This is a genomic window from Streptomyces sp. NPDC006012 (genome assembly GCF_042871185.1).
Classification (GTDB): domain Bacteria; phylum Actinomycetota; class Actinomycetes; order Streptomycetales; family Streptomycetaceae; genus Streptomyces.
In genome coordinates this window covers 425,382-443,106 of sequence record NZ_JBIAIE010000003.1, presented here as the reverse complement: position 1 = coordinate 443,106, position 17,725 = coordinate 425,382, and the positions used below count along the sequence as shown (strand labels likewise).

General features: G+C 68.2%; 14 protein-coding genes and 1 pseudogene. 7 read left to right on the top strand and 8 right to left on the bottom strand.

Annotation, left to right across the window (positions count from 1 at the left end; all coding sequences use genetic code 11):
- The first annotated feature begins 307 nt into the window (after window positions 1-307).
- From ACFYPJ_RS08910 to ACFYPJ_RS08900, 3 genes and pseudogenes are all read left to right on the top strand, one after another.
- A complete protein-coding gene (locus tag ACFYPJ_RS08910) occupies window positions 308-2,002 on the top strand; it encodes a fibronectin type III domain-containing protein (protein WP_389012645.1) in 1,695 nt (564 codons plus the stop codon).
- Window positions 2,003-2,165: 163 nt separating this feature from the next.
- Window positions 2,166-2,288: pseudogene (locus tag ACFYPJ_RS08905) on the top strand (MBL fold metallo-hydrolase); the annotation flags it as partial.
- Between the two features lie 1,294 nt (window positions 2,289-3,582).
- A complete protein-coding gene (locus ACFYPJ_RS08900) occupies window positions 3,583-4,185 on the top strand; it encodes a hypothetical protein (protein ID WP_389012642.1) in 603 nt (200 codons plus the stop codon).
- Window positions 4,186-5,261: 1,076 nt separating this feature from the next.
- On the opposite strand, the gene ACFYPJ_RS08895 is transcribed toward ACFYPJ_RS08900, so the two are convergent.
- Window positions 5,262-5,678 carry an ATP-binding protein gene (locus tag ACFYPJ_RS08895; protein ID WP_389012639.1) on the bottom strand — a complete coding sequence of 139 codons (417 nt, stop codon included), beginning with the start codon at window positions 5,676-5,678 and terminating at the stop codon, window positions 5,262-5,264.
- Window positions 5,679-5,880: 202 nt separating this feature from the next.
- Between ACFYPJ_RS08895 and ACFYPJ_RS08890 the strand changes: the two genes are divergently transcribed.
- The gene (locus ACFYPJ_RS08890; protein WP_389012977.1) at window positions 5,881-6,735 is read left to right on the top strand and encodes a helix-turn-helix transcriptional regulator; all 855 of its coding nucleotides are present in this window, start codon (window positions 5,881-5,883) and stop codon (window positions 6,733-6,735) included.
- Window positions 6,736-6,743: 8 nt separating this feature from the next.
- Window positions 6,744-6,938, top strand: coding sequence for a DUF397 domain-containing protein (locus ACFYPJ_RS08885; protein WP_389012636.1), 195 nt, complete (start codon window positions 6,744-6,746; stop codon window positions 6,936-6,938).
- 32 nt (window positions 6,939-6,970) lie between these two features.
- Here the strand turns inward: ACFYPJ_RS08885 and ACFYPJ_RS08880 are convergent, their stop codons facing one another.
- A complete protein-coding gene (locus ACFYPJ_RS08880; protein WP_389012974.1) occupies window positions 6,971-7,657 on the bottom strand; it encodes a hypothetical protein in 687 nt (228 codons plus the stop codon).
- A 280-nt stretch (window positions 7,658-7,937) separates the two neighbouring features.
- Window positions 7,938-8,864: a hypothetical protein gene (locus ACFYPJ_RS08875; RefSeq protein ID WP_389012633.1), complete on the bottom strand. Its 927-nt coding sequence runs from the start codon at window positions 8,862-8,864 to the stop codon at window positions 7,938-7,940.
- Between the two features lie 152 nt (window positions 8,865-9,016).
- Here ACFYPJ_RS08875 and ACFYPJ_RS08870 point away from each other — a divergent pair, with 152 nt between their 5' ends.
- Window positions 9,017-9,217 (top strand): hypothetical protein, encoded by a 201-nt coding sequence (locus ACFYPJ_RS08870; protein WP_389012630.1) that lies wholly within the window; start codon window positions 9,017-9,019, stop codon window positions 9,215-9,217.
- Window positions 9,218-9,287: 70 nt separating this feature from the next.
- Window positions 9,288-9,542 carry a hypothetical protein gene (locus ACFYPJ_RS08865; RefSeq protein WP_389012627.1) on the top strand — a complete coding sequence of 85 codons (255 nt, stop codon included), beginning with the start codon at window positions 9,288-9,290 and terminating at the stop codon, window positions 9,540-9,542.
- 1,218 nt (window positions 9,543-10,760) lie between these two features.
- On the opposite strand, the gene asnB is transcribed toward ACFYPJ_RS08865, so the two are convergent.
- The 5 genes from asnB to ACFYPJ_RS08840 all read right to left on the bottom strand — a co-directional run bounded on the left by asnB (window position 10,761) and on the right by ACFYPJ_RS08840 (window position 17,684).
- Window positions 10,761-12,590, bottom strand: coding sequence for an asparagine synthase (glutamine-hydrolyzing) (asnB, locus tag ACFYPJ_RS08860; RefSeq protein ID WP_389012624.1), 1,830 nt, complete (start codon window positions 12,588-12,590; stop codon window positions 10,761-10,763).
- Between the two features lie 183 nt (window positions 12,591-12,773).
- Window positions 12,774-13,949, bottom strand: a complete 1,176-nt coding sequence (locus tag ACFYPJ_RS08855) for a hypothetical protein (RefSeq protein WP_389012621.1) — start codon at window positions 13,947-13,949, stop codon at window positions 12,774-12,776.
- 64 nt (window positions 13,950-14,013) lie between these two features.
- Window positions 14,014-14,952, bottom strand: a complete 939-nt coding sequence (locus ACFYPJ_RS08850; protein ID WP_389012618.1) for an N-acetylneuraminate synthase family protein — start codon at window positions 14,950-14,952, stop codon at window positions 14,014-14,016.
- 9 nt (window positions 14,953-14,961) lie between these two features.
- Entirely contained in the window at window positions 14,962-16,299 is a 1,338-nt protein-coding gene (locus ACFYPJ_RS08845; protein WP_389012615.1) for a cytidylyltransferase domain-containing protein, read from the bottom strand.
- Between the two features lie 32 nt (window positions 16,300-16,331).
- Window positions 16,332-17,684: a DUF6716 putative glycosyltransferase gene (locus tag ACFYPJ_RS08840; protein ID WP_389012612.1), complete on the bottom strand. Its 1,353-nt coding sequence runs from the start codon at window positions 17,682-17,684 to the stop codon at window positions 16,332-16,334.
- Between the last annotated feature and the right edge of the window lie 41 nt (window positions 17,685-17,725).

Sequence of the window (17,725 nt, the reverse complement as noted above, 5' to 3'; positions counted from 1 at the left end):
CAGCGGACGGGACGGAGGCCCGGAGGAATCACCCGGGCCCTGCCGCGTCAGGGAACCATGCCGCCGCGGCTCCCGGCTTCCGGCCAGCCGTCAGGTCGTCGCCGTGCACCAGTGCTGTCGCCGGCATTCCGCCGGCGAGCCCCTCACCCCCGAGGAACCCCGCGGCCGGCACGGCCGGACTCGACGTCGCGTAGCCGACGCAAAGTCCCAGTCGTCGAACCGTAAAGATTCGGCACAACCTTTTCCTGCCCTCGCGTGTCGTGATCGCGAACGCTCTTTCCGCGTCCTGATCCGATCAGAGGACCGAATGAATCCAGCCAGACGACGCACGGCCTCCGCGGCCGCCACCGCCGTCGTACTCGCCACCACCGGCGGCCTGCTCACCGCGCTCGCGACGCCCGCCTCCGCAGCCGTCAGCTGCACCTCCCCCGTCTACCAGCGGCAGTTCTTCGCCAACACCGCCTTCTCGGGGGCGCCGAAGAAGACCGACTGCGACTCCGCGATCAGCGAGAGCTGGGGCGCGGGCGCCCCCGCTTCGGGTCTGCCGTCCAACAGCTTCGGCGTCCGCTGGACCCTGACGCGCGACTTCGGTTCCGGCGGGCCCTTCGCCTTCACCGCGTCGGCCCAGGACGGCATCCGCGTCTACCTCGACGGCACCCGCAGGATCGACCTCTGGAAGAACGTCTCGTCGACGGTCTCCAAGACCGTCAACCTGACCGTCCCCTCGGGCAAGCACACCCTCCGTGTCGACTACGTCAACTGGACCGGGAACGCGAACGCCAAGTTCACCTATGCACCCCGGACCACGGCGAGTGTCGACAAGGTCAGGCCGCTCGCCCCGGCCGGAACCTCCGCGTCGTACGACAAGGCGACGGGGAAGGCCAAGCTCACCTGGTCCGTGAACAAGGAGATGGACCTCGCGGGTTACCGGGTCTACCGGCGCCCGAAGGACAGCAGCACGTGGACGAGGATGGCGTCCACCACCGGCACGTCGTACACAGACGCGACCCTGCCGGTGACCGGCGCCGCGTACTTCTACGAGATCCGCGCCTACGACAAGGCGGGCAACGAGTCGACGGGCACCGCCGATCAGTTGGTCACCACCGTCGACCGCACGGCGCCGTCCGTGCCGACCGGCCTGAGCACCGACTCGGGGCAGGACGGTCTGCGGGTCGGCTGGAGCGCGGTCCCGGGAGCGGTGTCGTACCGGGTGTACCGGGCGACCGGTGCCGACGGGACCTACACCCGTGTCGGCAGCACCGGCCAGGTCTCGTACCTGGACGCCTCGGCCGCCGAGGACACCCCCTTCTCCTACCGGGTGACCGCCCTGGACGCCGCGGGCAACGAGTCCGCACGGTCCGCCGCCGTCAGCGGAACGCGCCAGGACCTCACCCCGCCGTCCGCCGTCACCGGGGTGACCGCCACCCCGACCGAGTACGGCTTCGAGGTGAGCTGGGACGCCAACCCGACCCCCGACCTGGAGTGGTACGTGGTCCATCGGGGTGAGCTGATGGAGTACGACGAGGGACAGTACGTGTGTTACGCGAGCGGGGCCGGCTTCCATGTGCCGGCCGGCACCACCTCGTACACGTACACCGCCCTCCCGGACGGCGAGGAGGCCTGTTTCATGGTCGACGCCGTCGACGACGCCTCGAACTCTTCCTACGAGTGGACCCGTGAGATGGAGGTCGCGACCGCGACCGAGCTGGACATGACACCGACCGTGGCGACGCCGGAGGGTTCACCGGTCCGGTTGACGGCGGAATCCGCAGGGGGAGCTGTCGCACTGTCCTGGTCCACGGTGGCCGACGCCACCGGCTACCACGTCTACCGCTGGAACCCGGACACCAAGGCGTACGAGAAGCTGGCGGCCACGGCGGAGACCTCCTACAAGGACATCGACGCCGCCAAGGGCACCTCCCACTTCTACTGGGTGACCGCTCAGTACGCGGACGGAACCGAGTCCGCGCCCGGCGCCGACGGGGCGGCCCTGGCACCCTGAGCGGACGGCCGGGGACCCGGAGGAGTCACCGGGCCCCCGGCCGAAGCGGAACGACCACTCCGCGGCCCGCGCCCGATACCGCCCGCGTGGTGCCGAACTCCCTTTGGAAGGCGTGGGAGAGCGCGTACGGACGCCTGAACCCGGATCCGGCGGCGGCCGGCCGCGCCGGATCCTCGACCGGGCCGTCGAAGAACGGGAACTGCTCGTCCCCGCGCACTTCGGCGGCTCCGGTGCCCTGGAAGTCCGGCGGGACAGGGGCGGGTTCGCCCTCGGCTCATGGGCGGCGGCGGTCAGCCCGGAAAGCTGGGGCAGAAGGACGTGGGAGCGGTGCGACGGGCACGCCTTGCGTATCAGCCCATGGCTCCGCCTGCGTTTTCGCAGCTCCGACGACCTACTTTTTCTTACTCTGCGCCTTGGTCTTCTTCGGCGCCTTATATGCTGGCCTCTCCTCGCCTCCGCGACCTCCGTAACTCCCCGAAGAACCCTGCACATTATGCCGATTCTGATTCAAGTAGCTGGCTGCATGTGGAATTTCGGAGGTATGGGCATAATGCACCTGATTCGTGGTGTCCACTGACGACTGCCCATACGTCGCGGTCTCAAATCCCCAGGAGGGGGCGGTAGGCGTCATTGGTGATACCATCCGCGGGTCGAACGGCCCATCCGATACCTGTGACACCGGTCGTTCCTGTGATACCTGGTATTGCTGCGAGTACCAATCCGCTGCTTGCTGCGTTGGTTGCCGCTGGTACGGTTCCGCCGCCCGGTCGGAATACACCGCTGCTCGCCTGTCAGCCTCAGTCCGCCCCCTATTAAGCCTGGACGCTTGCGCAGCGCGTCCCGCAGCCCCAACAGCCCAGAGGTCTAGATTATTACGGAGTGCCTCATCCGTATCAGCGGACCCTGTGTAGTTCACATTGTTGTCCATACCACCACTACGTTTCGCCTCGCTCATGGTTCAATTCCGGTTCCTGACGTCGTGAAACACAGCCCTTGGTAGGGCGCGTTCGCCCGCCCCGGCCGCAGGCGTGCCGTGATTCGGCCAACGCCCGCCACCGGCTGACCGCGATGTCCCGCACCGGGCACTCCACCCGCAACGGCCGGTCCCCGGCCGGCAGATCCCGCCGGTCAGGTTTCTCGGAACGTAGGTGGAACGTGCGGCTCATCGGTGGCGGATGCCGACGGGTTTGATTCGGCACCATCACTTCTTCCACTTCTTCGGAGTGCGTTCCGCGTCAAAAAGTTCTGTACGCGTGGCAACTTGACTGCATCTTTATAAGATCTTCACAGAGGTGGACGGGCAAGTTCCGGCGTGCGCGACGGCTGCTCGGACACCCCGGGCCAGGACCCGGCGCTTCGACTCACATCGCGCACCGCCCGTAGGCCCCGTACCGGCCCTGCTGACAGCGACCGCGGCAACGAGATCCGGCCCTTCGCCGAACCGAGGGACGGTTCACGGCTTGGTCGCGCTCGGGCCGAACCAGCGTTCACGGGCCTGATGACGGCGGCGGCCGGTGAGCCCTGATGGCGTGATCGCATCCGCCCAAGTCGGTGCCGCAAGCTCAGATTGAACCGTTCAGGTGGGCGGCACGTTGGAACAGTGGTTTCCGAACGCTGAAGGGACTTCAATGAGTTATCCGAATCAGGACGGGGCGGACTTCGAGATCTACACTCAGCCGCTGCCTCCGCCGACTGCTCGTGAACTGGTTGAGCAGCTGGGTGCCGAGGCCGTCCGAGACGCCCTGCCCGCAGCCGCGCGACGGTCTTTCGACCGGGCGAACCCATGGAGCCAAATCCAAAGCGCTCAAGAGCTCTATGCACACTGGATGACTGAACTGGAAATTCTTGAGCAAAATATTGCCGACCAGGGGTACACCCGTGCAGAAGCCCAGGTTTTATATCAGCAAGCGGCGGAGCGACGACAAGGGCTGACAGAAATTGCGAGCACAATATTCAACAACTACGCGAATAATCTCATCAATCACATTGAAAGCCTCGGGCTGACGCAGAGAGTCGCACATCAAACGGGGCTTTACAGCACGCCGGAACTCAGTGTGTCTCAGGCCGCCTCACTTTACCCACCGGACCTTGGCGGAAACGATGACCGCCGTGACCCCCAAGGCGGCCGTGCTCCTCTGGGGAACAACAGGGGCGACCGACGACAACCACGACAGAGGCGCTGAGCCGCACCACCGGCTTGCCTCAGGTGAGAACGCCGCCGAGCCGGGAAAGCCTGGAACCCGACGGACGGGCCCGGCTATTCGCTGCCGTGGTTCGTCCGCTGCTCGGCGAGCCGTCGTTCCGCGTTCGCGGGGGCCCGTCGGTCCGGTGAGGCAGCGTCAGGTGCCCCGATGGCTGATCGCATCCGCTCCAAGACGGTGTTGCCGCAAGCTCAGATGGAACCACTCGGGTGGGCGGCACGTTAAAACAGGGGTTTCCGAACGTTGGAGGGACTTCAGTGAGTTATCGGTATCAGGACGGGCAGGACTTCGAGATCTACACTGCTCCGCCGCCTCCGCAGACTGCCCGTGAACTGGTTGAGCAGCTTGGTTCCGAGGCCGTCCGAGACGCCCTGCCCTCAGACGAGCGACTGCTTTTCGACCAGGCGAACCCGTGGAGCGAAATCCAAAGAGCTCACGAGCTCCTTCAATACTGGATGAATGAACTGCAAATTTTTGATAGTAATGTAGAGCGAAATATTGCCACCCAGGGGTATACCCCTGACCAAGCCCAGGTTGTATATCAACAAACGGAGGGGCTTCGACAGGGGCTGACAGAAGACGTGCGACGATCTCAGGAGATTGCGAGCAGTCTACTCAACACCTACGAGAATAATCTCATCCATCACATCGAAAGCCGCGGGCTGACGCAGAGAGTCGCACTTCGGACGGGGCTTTACAGCACGCCGGAACTGAGTGTGTCTCAGGCCGCCTCACTTTACTCACCGGGCCTTGGCGGCCACGACCACCGCCGTGGCCGCCAAGGCCGCCGCCCTCCTTTGGGGAGCAACAGCGGCGACCGACGACAACCACGACGGAGGGGCTGAGCCGCACCACCGGCCCGCCCCAACCGTGCGTGCCCGACGATGCCCGAAAGGGCTGCCACGGCGACTGGAGTTCGTCTCGGATTCAGGACTGCGTGCGGTTACGCTGCGAGCACAGCCACAACCAGGAGCTCACGCCCCTCACGCCCTGAAACGACGGGCGCACCCGTGACGGGTGCGCGCATCGTCCGGCGGGCGGCACTTCGCCTCGCCCGTTCAGGCCGCGGCGAGTTCGCACCACACGTATTTGCCCCGGTCGCCGAAACGGGCCGAGGGCCGCCAGCCCCAGTAGTCCGCGCAGGCCATCACCAACCCCAGCCCCCGCCCCTCCTCCACATCGAGGGCCAACCCCAAGGGCTGGGGCGAGTCCGGCGGCTCGGGGTCGGTGTCCCACGCCCCGATCCACACCATGCCCTCCGGGGAACGCCGGACCCTGAGCGCGGCCGGCCCCTTCGTATGCCGTACTGCATTGGACACCAGCTCCGCCGCCAGCAGCTCCGCCGTGTCCACCAGCCCGATCAGACCGTGGATCGTCAGGATCAGACGGAGGGTGCGACGGCAGACCGTGACCGCTCTGAGGTCGTTGGGAACGTAGAGGGTGTAGTCCCAGATCTCGTGTGCGTTTTCGGGCATGCGGCGTCAACTCCAATGCGGTGAAGGGGATTTCGCGCGCGGTGGCATTGCCGCAGCCGTCGCGGCAGGACGGGGCGGTGCGCTTCCGCAGCGCATCGAGTACGTCACCGACGGTGGATCTAAATCTAGAGATCGAGCAAGCTGGTCGCGTAAACTGACACCGAACGAGTAGCGCTCTTTGAGCGCGTTGGACAAGGAGCAGTTGAGAGCTCTGAGGCGCCAATCAACAGGCCGTCAGTCACGTCTCGCGACAGAACTTCGCAGACTCCGCGAATCGGCGGGCTTGAGCGCCCGCCAGGCGGCGGGGCTGCTCGGCGTGAGCCCCCCACAGATCACCCACATCGAGTCCGCACTCGCAGGTGTCAGCGAGAAACGACTCCGTCGTCTCGCCTCGCATTACGCGTGCACGGACGGGGGTTTCGTCGACGCTCTGGCCACCATGGCCGCTGACAGGACAGTCGGTTGGTGGGAGAAGTACCGAGGTTCGTTGCCCACGTCCTTCCTGGACCTGGCAGAGCTGGAGTACCACGCCACCTATCGCTGGGACGTGGACTTCTTGCACGTTCCGGGCCTTCTCCAGACGGAGGATTACGCTCATGCTCTCTTCTCCCGCCGGGTACCCGAACTCACCGAGGACGAGCTGAGTTTGCGTGTCCGTCACCGCCTTGAGCGGCGCATCATCATCGAGGGACCAAGGTGGGTGCCATACGACGTACTGGTGCACGAGGCGGCATTGCGCATCAGAGTGGGAGGACGCGCCGTCTCCAGGGCACAGCTCTCCCACATCCTGGAGGTGTCGGAGGCGGAGCATGTCACCGTACGCGTTATCCCGTTCGACCTGGACAGCTTCGCCGACATCACAGCTGCCATGGTCTACGTCGGCGGTGGCGTACCCAAGCTGGACACCGTAGTGCGCGACGGTCCGCACGGATCGCTGTTCATCGACTCCGAGGCACAGCTGGCGGTCTTCCGAACGCTCTTTCGTAGAGTGGAGGCGGCATCACTCGATCCTGAACGGTCGCGTGATCTCCTCCACGAGCTGGCCAAAGAACTGTGAGGCGTTCGGTGATCACTTTCGACAACTGGCGGAAGTCTTCCTACAGCGGCAGCGGCGACGGCAATGCGTGCGTAGAGATCGCCACCAGCCCCGCCCACATAGCCGTCCGCGACTCCAAAACCCCCACCCGAGCCACCCTCACCTTCCCCACCCCCGCCTTCGCCGCCTTCGTCGAGGCACTGAAGGAGCCGCATCGCTCCTGAGCGGGCGGCTCCACCGTGCTGCCGGGCGGGCATCACATGTGGGAGCTGATCACACCGCCGGCGCTGAGCACGATGTAGGAGCCGTTGGCGTCGAGGCCGACGTCGTGCCCGTTCGTCTCCAGCGTGGCTTCCACGTCGCCCTCCCTGCCGAGGATCTCCGCACGGTACTTGAGGTCGCCGACCTTGCTGACCTCGGCCTGCCAGCCGCCCTCAAGCACGAAGGTGCCCGGCCCCTGGTCGCCGCCGCCCATCCAGGACTTGACCTCGCCGCCCATCGTGAGCACGACGAACATGTCATTGGCGTCGACACCGTCGTCGTGGCCCTTCGTCTGCAGCGTGGCCAGGACCGAACCGTTGTTGACGATCTTGGCAAGGTAGTCCTCGCCGGTCTTGTAGACCTCGGCCTTGCTGCCGTCCACCAGGGTCTCGGTACGGATCGGGGAGGACTTCGTGCCGCTCGCGGCGCCCGTTGCGGCGGTGTCCTGCGTGCCGGTCGTGTCCTTGCCCGTGCCGGTCTTGGCACCGCTGGACGCACCACCGTCACTGGCGGAACCGGAACCGGAGCCGGAAACGGAGACGGAGGCGGAGACGTTCTTCTCAGTGCCGGAGGCGGCGACGTTGCCCCCGCCCTGGCAGGCGGTCAGCGAGAAGGCCGCGGCGGCGGCGACGGCCACCAGGGCGGCGGAACGGACGGTGCGGCGAGTACGGCGAGTAGTCATCATGGAAGTCACCCCAGGGGTCTCGGGCCGCGGCACCTGCGCCTGCTCTCGCAGGGCGACCGGCCGCGGTTTCTGTTCGCTACACCCCGTGAGATGGCACCCCGGTGGCAGTTGTTCGCCGAGTTGTGTCCGCACTTGGTAACAGGGGAACTGGGCTCCGCCGTACGAGTCGTCAAGGACCGGAACCGCAGTCGGCAGGTCGGAGGGTCCGCCGGCGGAGCTTGCCCGGGTCTCACCCGTGCGCGGTCCCTGAACCGAGAACCGCCGGGCAACTGGATGGTCACCGCGCCCGACCCTGTCCGCCGCCATACCCGGGGTAGCCCTGGGCATTGAACGACGCCGGAGGAGGTGTTGTGACGGTGCGGTAAGAGCCGTAGTCCGGGTTGTTGTCGGAGGACGTGACAGGAGGAAAAAAGGTGCGAGCGGCTTCCTGAGGGAGAGGTGTCGCGTGATACGAACCGGAAGTCGGATCAGGGCCGAAGGAACCAATAGGTGGAAGTACGGGGCCGAGAGTCAGATCGGGACCAAAGGAACTAATAGGAGGAAGAGAGGTGAATGCGCCGTGCGAGCGGGAGTGCGAGTCACTGCCGAAGGGAGGGAGAGGTGTCGTGCCGTACGAGTCGGAGGCTGTCAGACGGGCGGGATCGGGGCCGGCCGCCGCGGCAGACGCCATGGCGCTTGAACCAAGGCGGCCGGATCGAGTGTGCAGGTTCTTTTCCTCCCTGCGCTCCGCAAGCAGCTTCCGCTCCTGGGCTTCCAGCCCTGGCAGCCCTACCTTCCCCCCGACTTCTTCACTTGCTTGTTTGACCCAACGACCGAAAATCGAGTGACCTACAGGTTTCCCATTGGAGTCTACAGGATTCTTTGTTGCAATGAACTGCCTAATTGACAAGCCAGTCGCCATAAAATCTCGGATGAGAGCAATCTTCACCTCGTGGTCCCTTCCGGCAGGCTGCTTTCTATTATTTCCCTTCCTGAGCTCCACAAGCAGCTTCCGCTCCTGAGCTTCCAACCCTGGCAGCCTTATCTCCCCCCCGATTTCTTCACTTGCTTCTTGGGCCCAACGATTGAAACTCTTCTGGGCCAGATTCCTCTCATGGTCGTCGCTGGCATCAGCTTTAACTCTTTCAACGAACTGCCTGAGTGAAATCGCCGGTGACGTCCCCAAAAATTTGCGGATGAGGCGTAGCTTCTGCTCTTCGTCCATCCTGACACCAGGCATCGCGTGACCTCCCGATCGTCTGCGGCCGGGACCCCCGGCCGCCGCAAACTTTCTCCCGTCCACTACGGAACCGATCTACCGACGGTTCAACCCGCCCGCATTCGGCCGCCGCGGCGGCGAGTCCCGTATCGGTGGCCATGAACACCGTCACCCGGTGGGCACCCGCATCCCGCGTCCTCGACTCCTTCGGCTCCGCCGGGGGTTCGGTACCGGCCGGCTGGACGCCGCCGCAGATCGTCCCGCTCGGCCCGAACGCCGTGGTGGAGTGCACGGCACCGCAGGGACTGACGCTCGCCCGCACCGTCAAGCTGCAGGCGACCGAAGGGCTGACCGCCTGACGCGGGCGGGCTCAGGGCGCGTACGCCCAATGCCACTGGGGCCGGATAGCGGCGGTGGGATGCTGGGGACATGCGACTCTGGCTCTTGCGGCTCGCCATCGGCCTGATGCTCTTCGCGCTCGCCGTGGGCGGCCTGTTGGCGGCGGGCTGGGCCGAGGACCACCGTGTCGGCTGGCTCGGCATCGTGTGTGTGGCGGGGAGTTGTGCGGCGCTCCTCGGCACTGTGCTGCTGGTCACCGCCGACGCTCTACCTGCGGCCTGGCAACGGCTGCTGCTGTCAGACCGCCTCCAGTCGGCGCCGAAGCGTAGACTCCCGGGCCGCTGAGACGAGAAGCGGGAGCGCGGTGGGCGGGCACTTCGGGTTGCTTTCCCGTCCATCTGGTCCGCGCTCCGATGGCGTTTCCGGGAAGAGTTGGACGCATAGTTGGAAGGCTAAAGGGAAAGGACGGGCCCGCTGACGGGCCTCAGCGTCCGCCTCTCGCCGGGCCGTGCGCGCCGCCGCCATACCCGGGGTAGCCCTGGGCTTTGAACGGCGCCGGAGGAGGTGTTGTGCCGGTGCGGTACGAGCCGTCGTTCGGGTTGTGGTCGAAGGAGGTGATAGGAGGGAGAGGCGTCGTACCGTACGCGCCGGAAGACGGGTCAGGGCCAAAAGAATCAATAGAAGGAAGTGCTGTGCCTGTGCCGTACGAGCCGGAAGACGGATCAGGGCCGAAGGAATCAATAGAAGGAAGAGGGGTGGGAGCGCCGTGCGAGCGGGAGTACGAGTCACGGTCGAGGGGAAAGGGAGGTGTCGTGTCGTACGAGCCGGAGGGGGCGAGAGGGTCGGGAACGGGGCGGGCCGCGGCGGCAGACGCCATGGTGCTCGAACCAGGGGCGGCGGGTTGATCTCGTGGGTCGGGCGAGTGTCCGGGTGGCGTTTCCGCCGCAGCCACACCAACGCCCTTCCGCTTCGACGACCCCCCTTTCAGGAATCTCTCTCGGTTGGTCCCCAAACGCCGGCTCAGTTCTTCCCGTTCCTTGAACGTCAAATCGCCGCGACCACCCTCAATCGTTGCGGAGCTAGCCAACTTATAGGCCGCGTCGACGTTTACCTTGCGCTGCCGGTCCTTTGATATCCAATTTTCGGCAAATTTATTGAGCGGAGTGCCCTCCGGCTCTTCCAAATAGGCTCGCAGGAACTCTTTCTCTCTCTCCCGGCCCAAGCGCTTACTACGATGCCGTGTGGAATTCTCGCCCTGCGCCTGCTCGTCTCGCGGCAACTCGTCGCCTCCCCTTGCCGTCGTTGATCTGCGTATCGCTGCCCCACGCGGCCTCCGGTCGCCTACAGCCGGAAACACCGGCCGCCGCGGGCTTTCTCCGGTCCTTAACGGAACCGATCCGCCGACGGTTCAAGCCAGCTGCACCCCCGTACATGCCGAAACCGCCGGGCGTGCCCTGACGGGGGCGGACGTCGTCCGACGGCGCTTCATCGCCCGCAGCCGGCCGCCGGGGCGAAGGGCGGGCGGGATGGCGGGAGCGGGCCGAGGTGCCCGCCCCCGTCGGGTCAGATCTTGACCGTGGGGTGGTGGAGGTCGAACCAGGCACCGAGGTCGAGGGTGCGTTCCAGCAGCATGCGCTGCTGCTGGGTGAGGTCCGCGGCGGGTCCGCTGGTGGCCGCGGTCAGGCCGTCGTGGCTGACCAGGTGCACCGCCGCGTGGCCGGAGCGCAGCAGGTCGGCCGCCTGGGACTGGATGGCGGAGACGTAGTCGGGGTCGAACGTGCCCGGGTAGCCGCTCTTCTTGCGGTTGGCGATCGATTCCGGCAGGACGTCCCGGGTGGCGGCGCGCAGCAGACTCTTCTCGCGGCCGTCGAAGGTCTTCAGGGACCAGGGGGTGTTGAAGACGTACTGCACGAGGCGGTGGTCGCAGAACGGGACGCGGACCTCCAGGCCCACGGCCATGCTCATCCGGTCCTTGCGGTCCAGGAGGGTCTGCACCATGCGGGTCAGGTGGAGGTAGCTGACCGCCCGCATCCGCTGGTCCAGGCCCGTCTCACCGTCGAGCACGGGGGTTTCCGCGACCGCCGAGCGGTAGCTCTCCAAGGTGTGTTCCCGCAGGCCGAGCACCGGTTTGAGGTCGTCGCCGACCATGCCGCTGGACTCGACGATCGACTGATTGCCCGCGAGCCAAGGGAAGGTCTCGGTGTACCGGCGCTCGTCGTGGAACCAGGGGTAGCCGCCGAACACCTCGTCCGCGGACTCGCCGGACAGGGCCACCGTGGAGTGCCGGCGGACCGCGGCGAACAGCAGGTAGAGGGAGTTGTCGCGGTCGCCGATGCCGATCGGCAGATCGCGCGCGGCGACGGCGGCCCGGCGGACCTCGGGGGCGGAGAGCGCGGCTCCGTCCAGGACGATGTCCTGGTGGTCGCAGCCGACGTATTCGGCGAGGGCATGGACGTACGGGGTGTCCTGGGTAGGCGCGACGTCGATGGCCTGGAAGTGCTTGTCCTGGTCGGGGAAGTCCACCGCGAAGCTGCGGACGGTCTCGCCCTGCGGGGCGAGGTGGATCTGCGAGAGCGAGGTCAGCGCGGAGGAGTCCAGGCCCCCGGAGAGCAGGGTGCAGCGGGGCACGTCGGCGACGAGCTGGCGCCGGACGATGTCGTCCAGCAGCTCGCGGATGTGCGCGACGGTCTCCTGCCGGGTGTCGGTGTGCGGTTCGGAGCGCAGCCGCCAGTAGGTGCGGCGGCGCAGTCCGCCGCGGTCGAGCAGGATGATCTCGCCGGGACGTACCTCCCGCATGCCCTCCCACACCGCGGCGCCGGGGGTCTTGGCCCCGGTGAACAGCTCCCGCAGGCCGTCGAGTCCGACGACGGGGTCGACGAGGGGGTTGGCGAGGATCGCCTTCGGTTCCGAGCCGAAGATCACGCCGTCATCGGTCTCGTAGTAGTAGAACGGCTTGATGCCCATCCGGTCGCGGATCATGACCAGCCGCTCGATGCGGGCGTCCCAGATGGCGAACGCGTACATGCCGTTGAGGTGCTCGACGAGCTTTTCGCCCCACACCAGGTAGCCGCGCAGCACCACCTCGGTGTCGGAGTCGGTGTCGAAGCGCTGCCCGGACCGGCGCAGTTCCGTGCGGAGTTCGGTGAAGTTGTACGCCTCGCCGGAGTAGACCATGCTCACCGGGCCGTCGGGGGTCTCGACGGTCATGGGCTGGGTGCCGCCCGGCAGATCGATGACCGCGAGCCGCCGGTGCCCCAGGGCCGCGTGGGGTGAGAGCCAGACGCCCTCGGCGTCCGGGCCACGGCAGGACATGGTCTCGGTCATGGTGTCGAGGTCTTGCCTGTGCCCCGTCAGGTCACGCTGGTAAGAGACCCAGCCGGTGATTCCACACATAAGCGCCTCATTCCTCTAAGGAAAGTTGCCTCAGGAGACTGGTGCCCTATGCATGCGACAAGTTCACGGTCCGGGGAGCCCGGACCGTGTGGCATTTCTAACAAGTAAACTTGTGTTAATGGGAGGTTTCGGCGGCGACCTTGAGCGGCGGGGTGTCGCCGCGGAGCCCGACGGCCCCGTCGGTCAGGCCGGCGCCACCGCCGCCAGCCGGTGCACGTCCTTCGCCGTCCCCGTCACCCCGGACAGGAAGCCCTGGGCCCGCGGTGACGCGTGTTCCGTCAGCCAGGCCGGGTCGATGTCGCACACCGCGATGCGGACGCCCGTCCCGGCCAGCGCCAGCGGGAGGGTGTGGACGACCGTGGACGGGAAGCTGAGGATGGTCCGGCCGATCGGACCGCGGCGGGCGATCAGTTCCAGGGGGAGGTCGGGGCGGACGATCTCCAGGCCGGTCTCGGTCGCGAGGCGGTGGAGTTTCTCCGTGCTCTCGCGGCGGTGCGCGAAGTAGCGGTCGGCGCCGTGTGCCCTGGCCAGGGCGTGTACGGCCGCCACGTACCGGTCGCCGTCCACGACGCCGGTCTCCACCAGCGACGTACCGACCATGTCGGCGCCCTTGGTGATGCGCGGCGGGCCGAAGCGGGCGCGGGTCCAGCCGAAGTCGTTGGCGGTGACGGTGACGCCGTCGGGGGCCTCCTCGACCGGCATGGAGGAGAACACCTCCACCCGGCGGCCGGCGCTCGGCGTCAGCCGGCGCCGGGCCGAGGAGGAGACCGGGGCGAACAGCAGGTCGCGCGGGCCCGGCCGGCCGCCCTTGCGGTGCCAGCGCACCAGCCGTTCACCGCGCGCGAGCTGGGCGACGAACTCCATCGTCGCCGTGCCGTCGTCGACCACCACCAGATCCCGGGCCCGGGTGATGGTCAGCAGCAGCTGTACGTAGCGGGAGAACGGGTCCCCCATGACGATCCGGTCCGCCCGGCGCAGCGGACCGGCGAGTGAGCCGATGGTGTGGAAGGGCGCGGTCGTCCCGCCCCGCGCCTCCTCCCAGCGCACCTCGTACCCCTCGTCCCGGGCCAGGTCGGCCATGCGCCGCAGCTGACCGCGGGTCATCGGGTCGGTCGGGGACAGCACGACGACCGTGAGGTCCGGGCCGGTCCTCGGTGCGTCGCCGGACGCCGTGCGCCGCAGCTGCGGCGGCACGGACGGGCCGGGCGCGGCCGGCGCCGCGCCGGCCGCCTGGGCCCCGGGCACTGTGCCCAGGGCGTGGGTGTGCGCCCACTCCAGTACGTTCAGCAGCTGTACCGGGCTCTCCACGAAGGCGAGCGTGCTCAGGCTGGGGCCGGCGTTACCGGCGCGGCGGTTCATCGGCGTACGACCGTCCCGTGAGGCGTTCGGCAGGCGTCCAAGGCGGACTCGGGTGCAATCGGTGTCAGACCTGGACCGGCTCGCCCGCCGCCGCGGCGATCTCCGCCTCGGCGACGGCACCGGCGACCCGGCGCAGCTTCTTCATCGGGCCCAGCTCGGAGTCGTAGACCTTCTTGACGCCGTCGCCGAGCGAGGCCTCGATGATCCGGATGTCGCGGACCAGGCGCGTCAGGCCCTGGGGCTCGACGGAGGCGGCCTGGTCGGAACCCCACATGGCGCGGTCGAGGGTGATGTGGCGCTCGACGAAGGTGGCACCGAGGGCGACGGCGGCGAGCGTGGTCTGCAGGCCGGTCTCGTGGCCGGAGTAGCCGATCGGGACGTTCGGGTACTCCTGCTGCAGCGTGTTGATCACGCGCAGGTTCAGCTCCTCGGCCTTGGCCGGGTAGGTGGAGGTGGCGTGGCACAGGAGGATGTTGTCCGAGCCCAGGACCTCGACCGCGTGGCGGATCTGCTTCGGGGTGGACATGCCGGTGGAGAGGATGACCGTGCGGCCGGTGGCGCGCAGGGCGCGCAGCAGCTCGTCGTCCGTGAGGGAGGCGGAGGCGACCTTGTGGGCCGGGACGTCGAACTTCTCCAGGAAGGCGACGGCCTCGGTGTCCCACGGGGACGCGAACCAGTCGATCCCCTTCTCCTTGCAGTACTCGTCGATCTTGCGGTAGTCGTCCTCACCGAACTCCACGCGGTGGCGGTAGTCGATGTAGGTCATCCGGCCCCAGGGCGTGTCGCGCTCGATGTCCCACTGGTCGCGCGGCGTGCAGATCTCCGGGGTGCGCTTCTGGAACTTCACGGCGTCGCAGCCGGCCTCGGCGGCGGCGTCGATCAGCTTGAAGGCGTTGTCCAGGTCGCCGTTGTGGTTGATGCCGATCTCGCCGGTGACGTAGACGGGGCGGCCGGGGCCGGCCTCACGCGAACCGAAGGCGCGGATGCGGGAGTTGGTGGTCATCAGGGGTCCTTACTTGGTGAGGGAATCGAGAGAGGGGCCGAGGATCCAGCTGGCGATCTCTCGGATGGCACCGTCGCCGCCGGGGACGGTGGTGACCGCGCGGGCGGCGTCGCGGACGACCTCGTGGGCGCTCGCGACCGCCACGGGCCAGCCCACGAGGGCGAAGCAGGGGAGATCATTGACGTCGTTGCCGACGTAGAGCACGCGCTGTGGCGCGATGCCCTGTTCCTCGCACCACTGCTTGAGGGCGAGGTCCTTGCGGTCGATGCCGTGCAGCACCGGGAGCTGGAGCTTGCGGGCCCGGGCGGCGACGACCGGGTTCTGCTCCGAGGACAGGATCAGCATCTTCAGGCCGCTCTTGCGCAGCGCGGCGATGCCGAGTCCGTCGCCGCGGTGCACGGTGACGAATTCCCGTCCGTCGGCGTCGATCAGCACCCGGTCGTCGGTCTGGGTGCCGTCGAAGTCGAGGACGACCGCGTCGATGTCGTCGGCCGCAGGGAGAGCGGCGGCACACTCCACCGCGTCGGCCGGGTCGTCGGCCCGGGCGGCGTCCGCGTCGAACAGCGGGGCCAGGGCGCGGGCCCGGGCGAGGTCGTGCGGGTCGTCGATCTCCAGGACCCGGGCCGGGTCGGTGCGCACCAGCTCGGTGTTGCCGAAGAAGCGGTGGTTGTGCTTGCGGAACCCGGCGGCGTCCATGGCGTAGGCGGCGCCGGTCTCCAGCAGGTCCTGGGGACGGTCCTGGCGGCGCGGCCGGAACGACTTGTCGTGGTTGACGCCGTACCCGCCCTGGGTGGCGGTGGAGTGGGTGACGCGGGTGGTGCCGCCGCCGGCGGCCTGCTCGCGGGCGGACTCCACGGCGACCGGGTCGTCGCCCGCGTCCCGCCAGACGAAGCCGTGGAAGTGGGCCACGGTCAGCGCGGTGTCGGCGCCGTTCTCGACGACGGCACCCGCGACCCCGTCCAGGTCCTCGCGGGTCAGGAAGGGGCTGGTGCACTGCACGAGCAGGACGACGTCCACGTTCGCGTCGTGCCGGGCCTCGTGGGCGTCCATGGCGTGCAGCACGGCGGCCTCGGAGGTCGCGGTGTCACCGGCGATGGCGGCGGGCCGCAGCACGACCTCCGCGCCGGCCTGCCGCGCGGCCTCGGCGATGGCCTCGTCGTCGGTGGAGACGACGACGTCGGTGACCAGCCGGGCGCCCCGGCACGCGCGCACCGCGCGGGCCACCAGGGGCACGCCGCCGACGGGCGCGAGGTTCTTGGCGGGCACACCCTTGGAGCCGCCGCGCGCGGGGATCACGGCGAGCACCCGGCGTGCGGAAGCACCTCGGCCCGCTTCGGAGTTGGACATGGGCTCTCCTCCTTGACGCGGGATCCGGTCGCTCACAGCTCTCCCATTCGTCGGATCACAGGTGCCACCCGCTGGACGCCGTGCCGGTAGGCGCCGCGTGCCGCCCTGCGGACGATCTGGCGGACGGGTCCCGGTGCCTTGTCGGCGGCGGGTGCGCCGGGCAGCGGGGTGCCGTCCGGGCCGAGGTGGTGGCGGGCGAGGATCCCCGGCAGATAGCCGGGCGCGGTCTCGGTCGTGTAGTAGGGGTTGAGGCGCGGCAGGCCGCCGGGCCGGTCCAGCAGCCGGGCGATGCGCTGCCGGGCGGAGTCGAAGGCCGTGCCGTACGAACCGTCGGCGGCGACGCCCTGCCGGGCCAGCCACCCGGGCTCGGGCTCGGGGCGGTGCCCGGCGTCCAGCTGGTCCCAGGAGGCGAGGCATCCCGATCCGACGAAGTGGTGGTTGCCGAGCACCTCGCGGACCCCGAGGTCGGTCAGGACGACCGTGGGGATCCGCCGGTGCAGGGCCTCCAGCGCGGCCGTCGAGCTGATGGTGACCATCAGGTCGGTGCGGTCGAGCACCTCGCCCATGTGCCCGTACACCAGCTGGAAGTTGGCGGGCAGCTCCCGGCTCTGCGCCAGCTTCTGGTAGGGCAGTTCCTCGATGTGCGTGGTGTGCTCGCCGGGCCGGGAGCGCAGCTTCAGCAGCACCTCGCGGTCGGGGAACGCCTGCGCGTGCCGGATCAGCCGGTCGAGCAGGTACGTACGGTCCTTGCGGCTGTCCGGGACCGAGGGCTGGGCCGCGAACACGACGGTGTAGGGCCGGCCGCCCGGCTCACCGGCGGGCGCGGGTTCGCCGGCGTAGGGGGTGCCGCCGAGGAACGGCAGGGCCACCTCGGTCACGCTGGAGGAGTCGGCGCCCACGCCCTCGTACACGGCGCGGAACCGGTCCGCGTCCTGGCGGGAGTTGGCGAGGACCAGGTCCGCGCCGTGCCGCAGCAGCAGACCGTCGGCCAGTTTCTCGTAGACGACGCCGACGTAGCCGGTGACGACGACGGGCCGGTCGGTGCGGTCCTCCCACGCCTTCTTCAGACCGTGCATGATGGCCTGTACGCCGCCGCCGACGAGGGCGAGCACGAGGACGTCGTACGACTCCTGGTCCATGGCGCGCAGGAACTCGACGGCGGTCACCTCGCGCAGCGAGTCGGCGTGCACGCCGACCTCTCTGAGCTGGCGGGCGGTGGGGGTGGCACGGCCGCGCAGGAGGTAGCCGTCGAGCTGGATGCCCGATCCGTCGGGTTCGGCGGGATGCCCGGCGATGCGGGTCGCGGTGAGCGCGCCCCACTTCCACCGGGTGTCGGAATCCGCGAGGACGGCGACCCGCAGGGAGTTCGTTGCACTTACTGGCACACCGAAGAAGCTAGGAAGCCATTCCTAGCTTCCGCCCAACC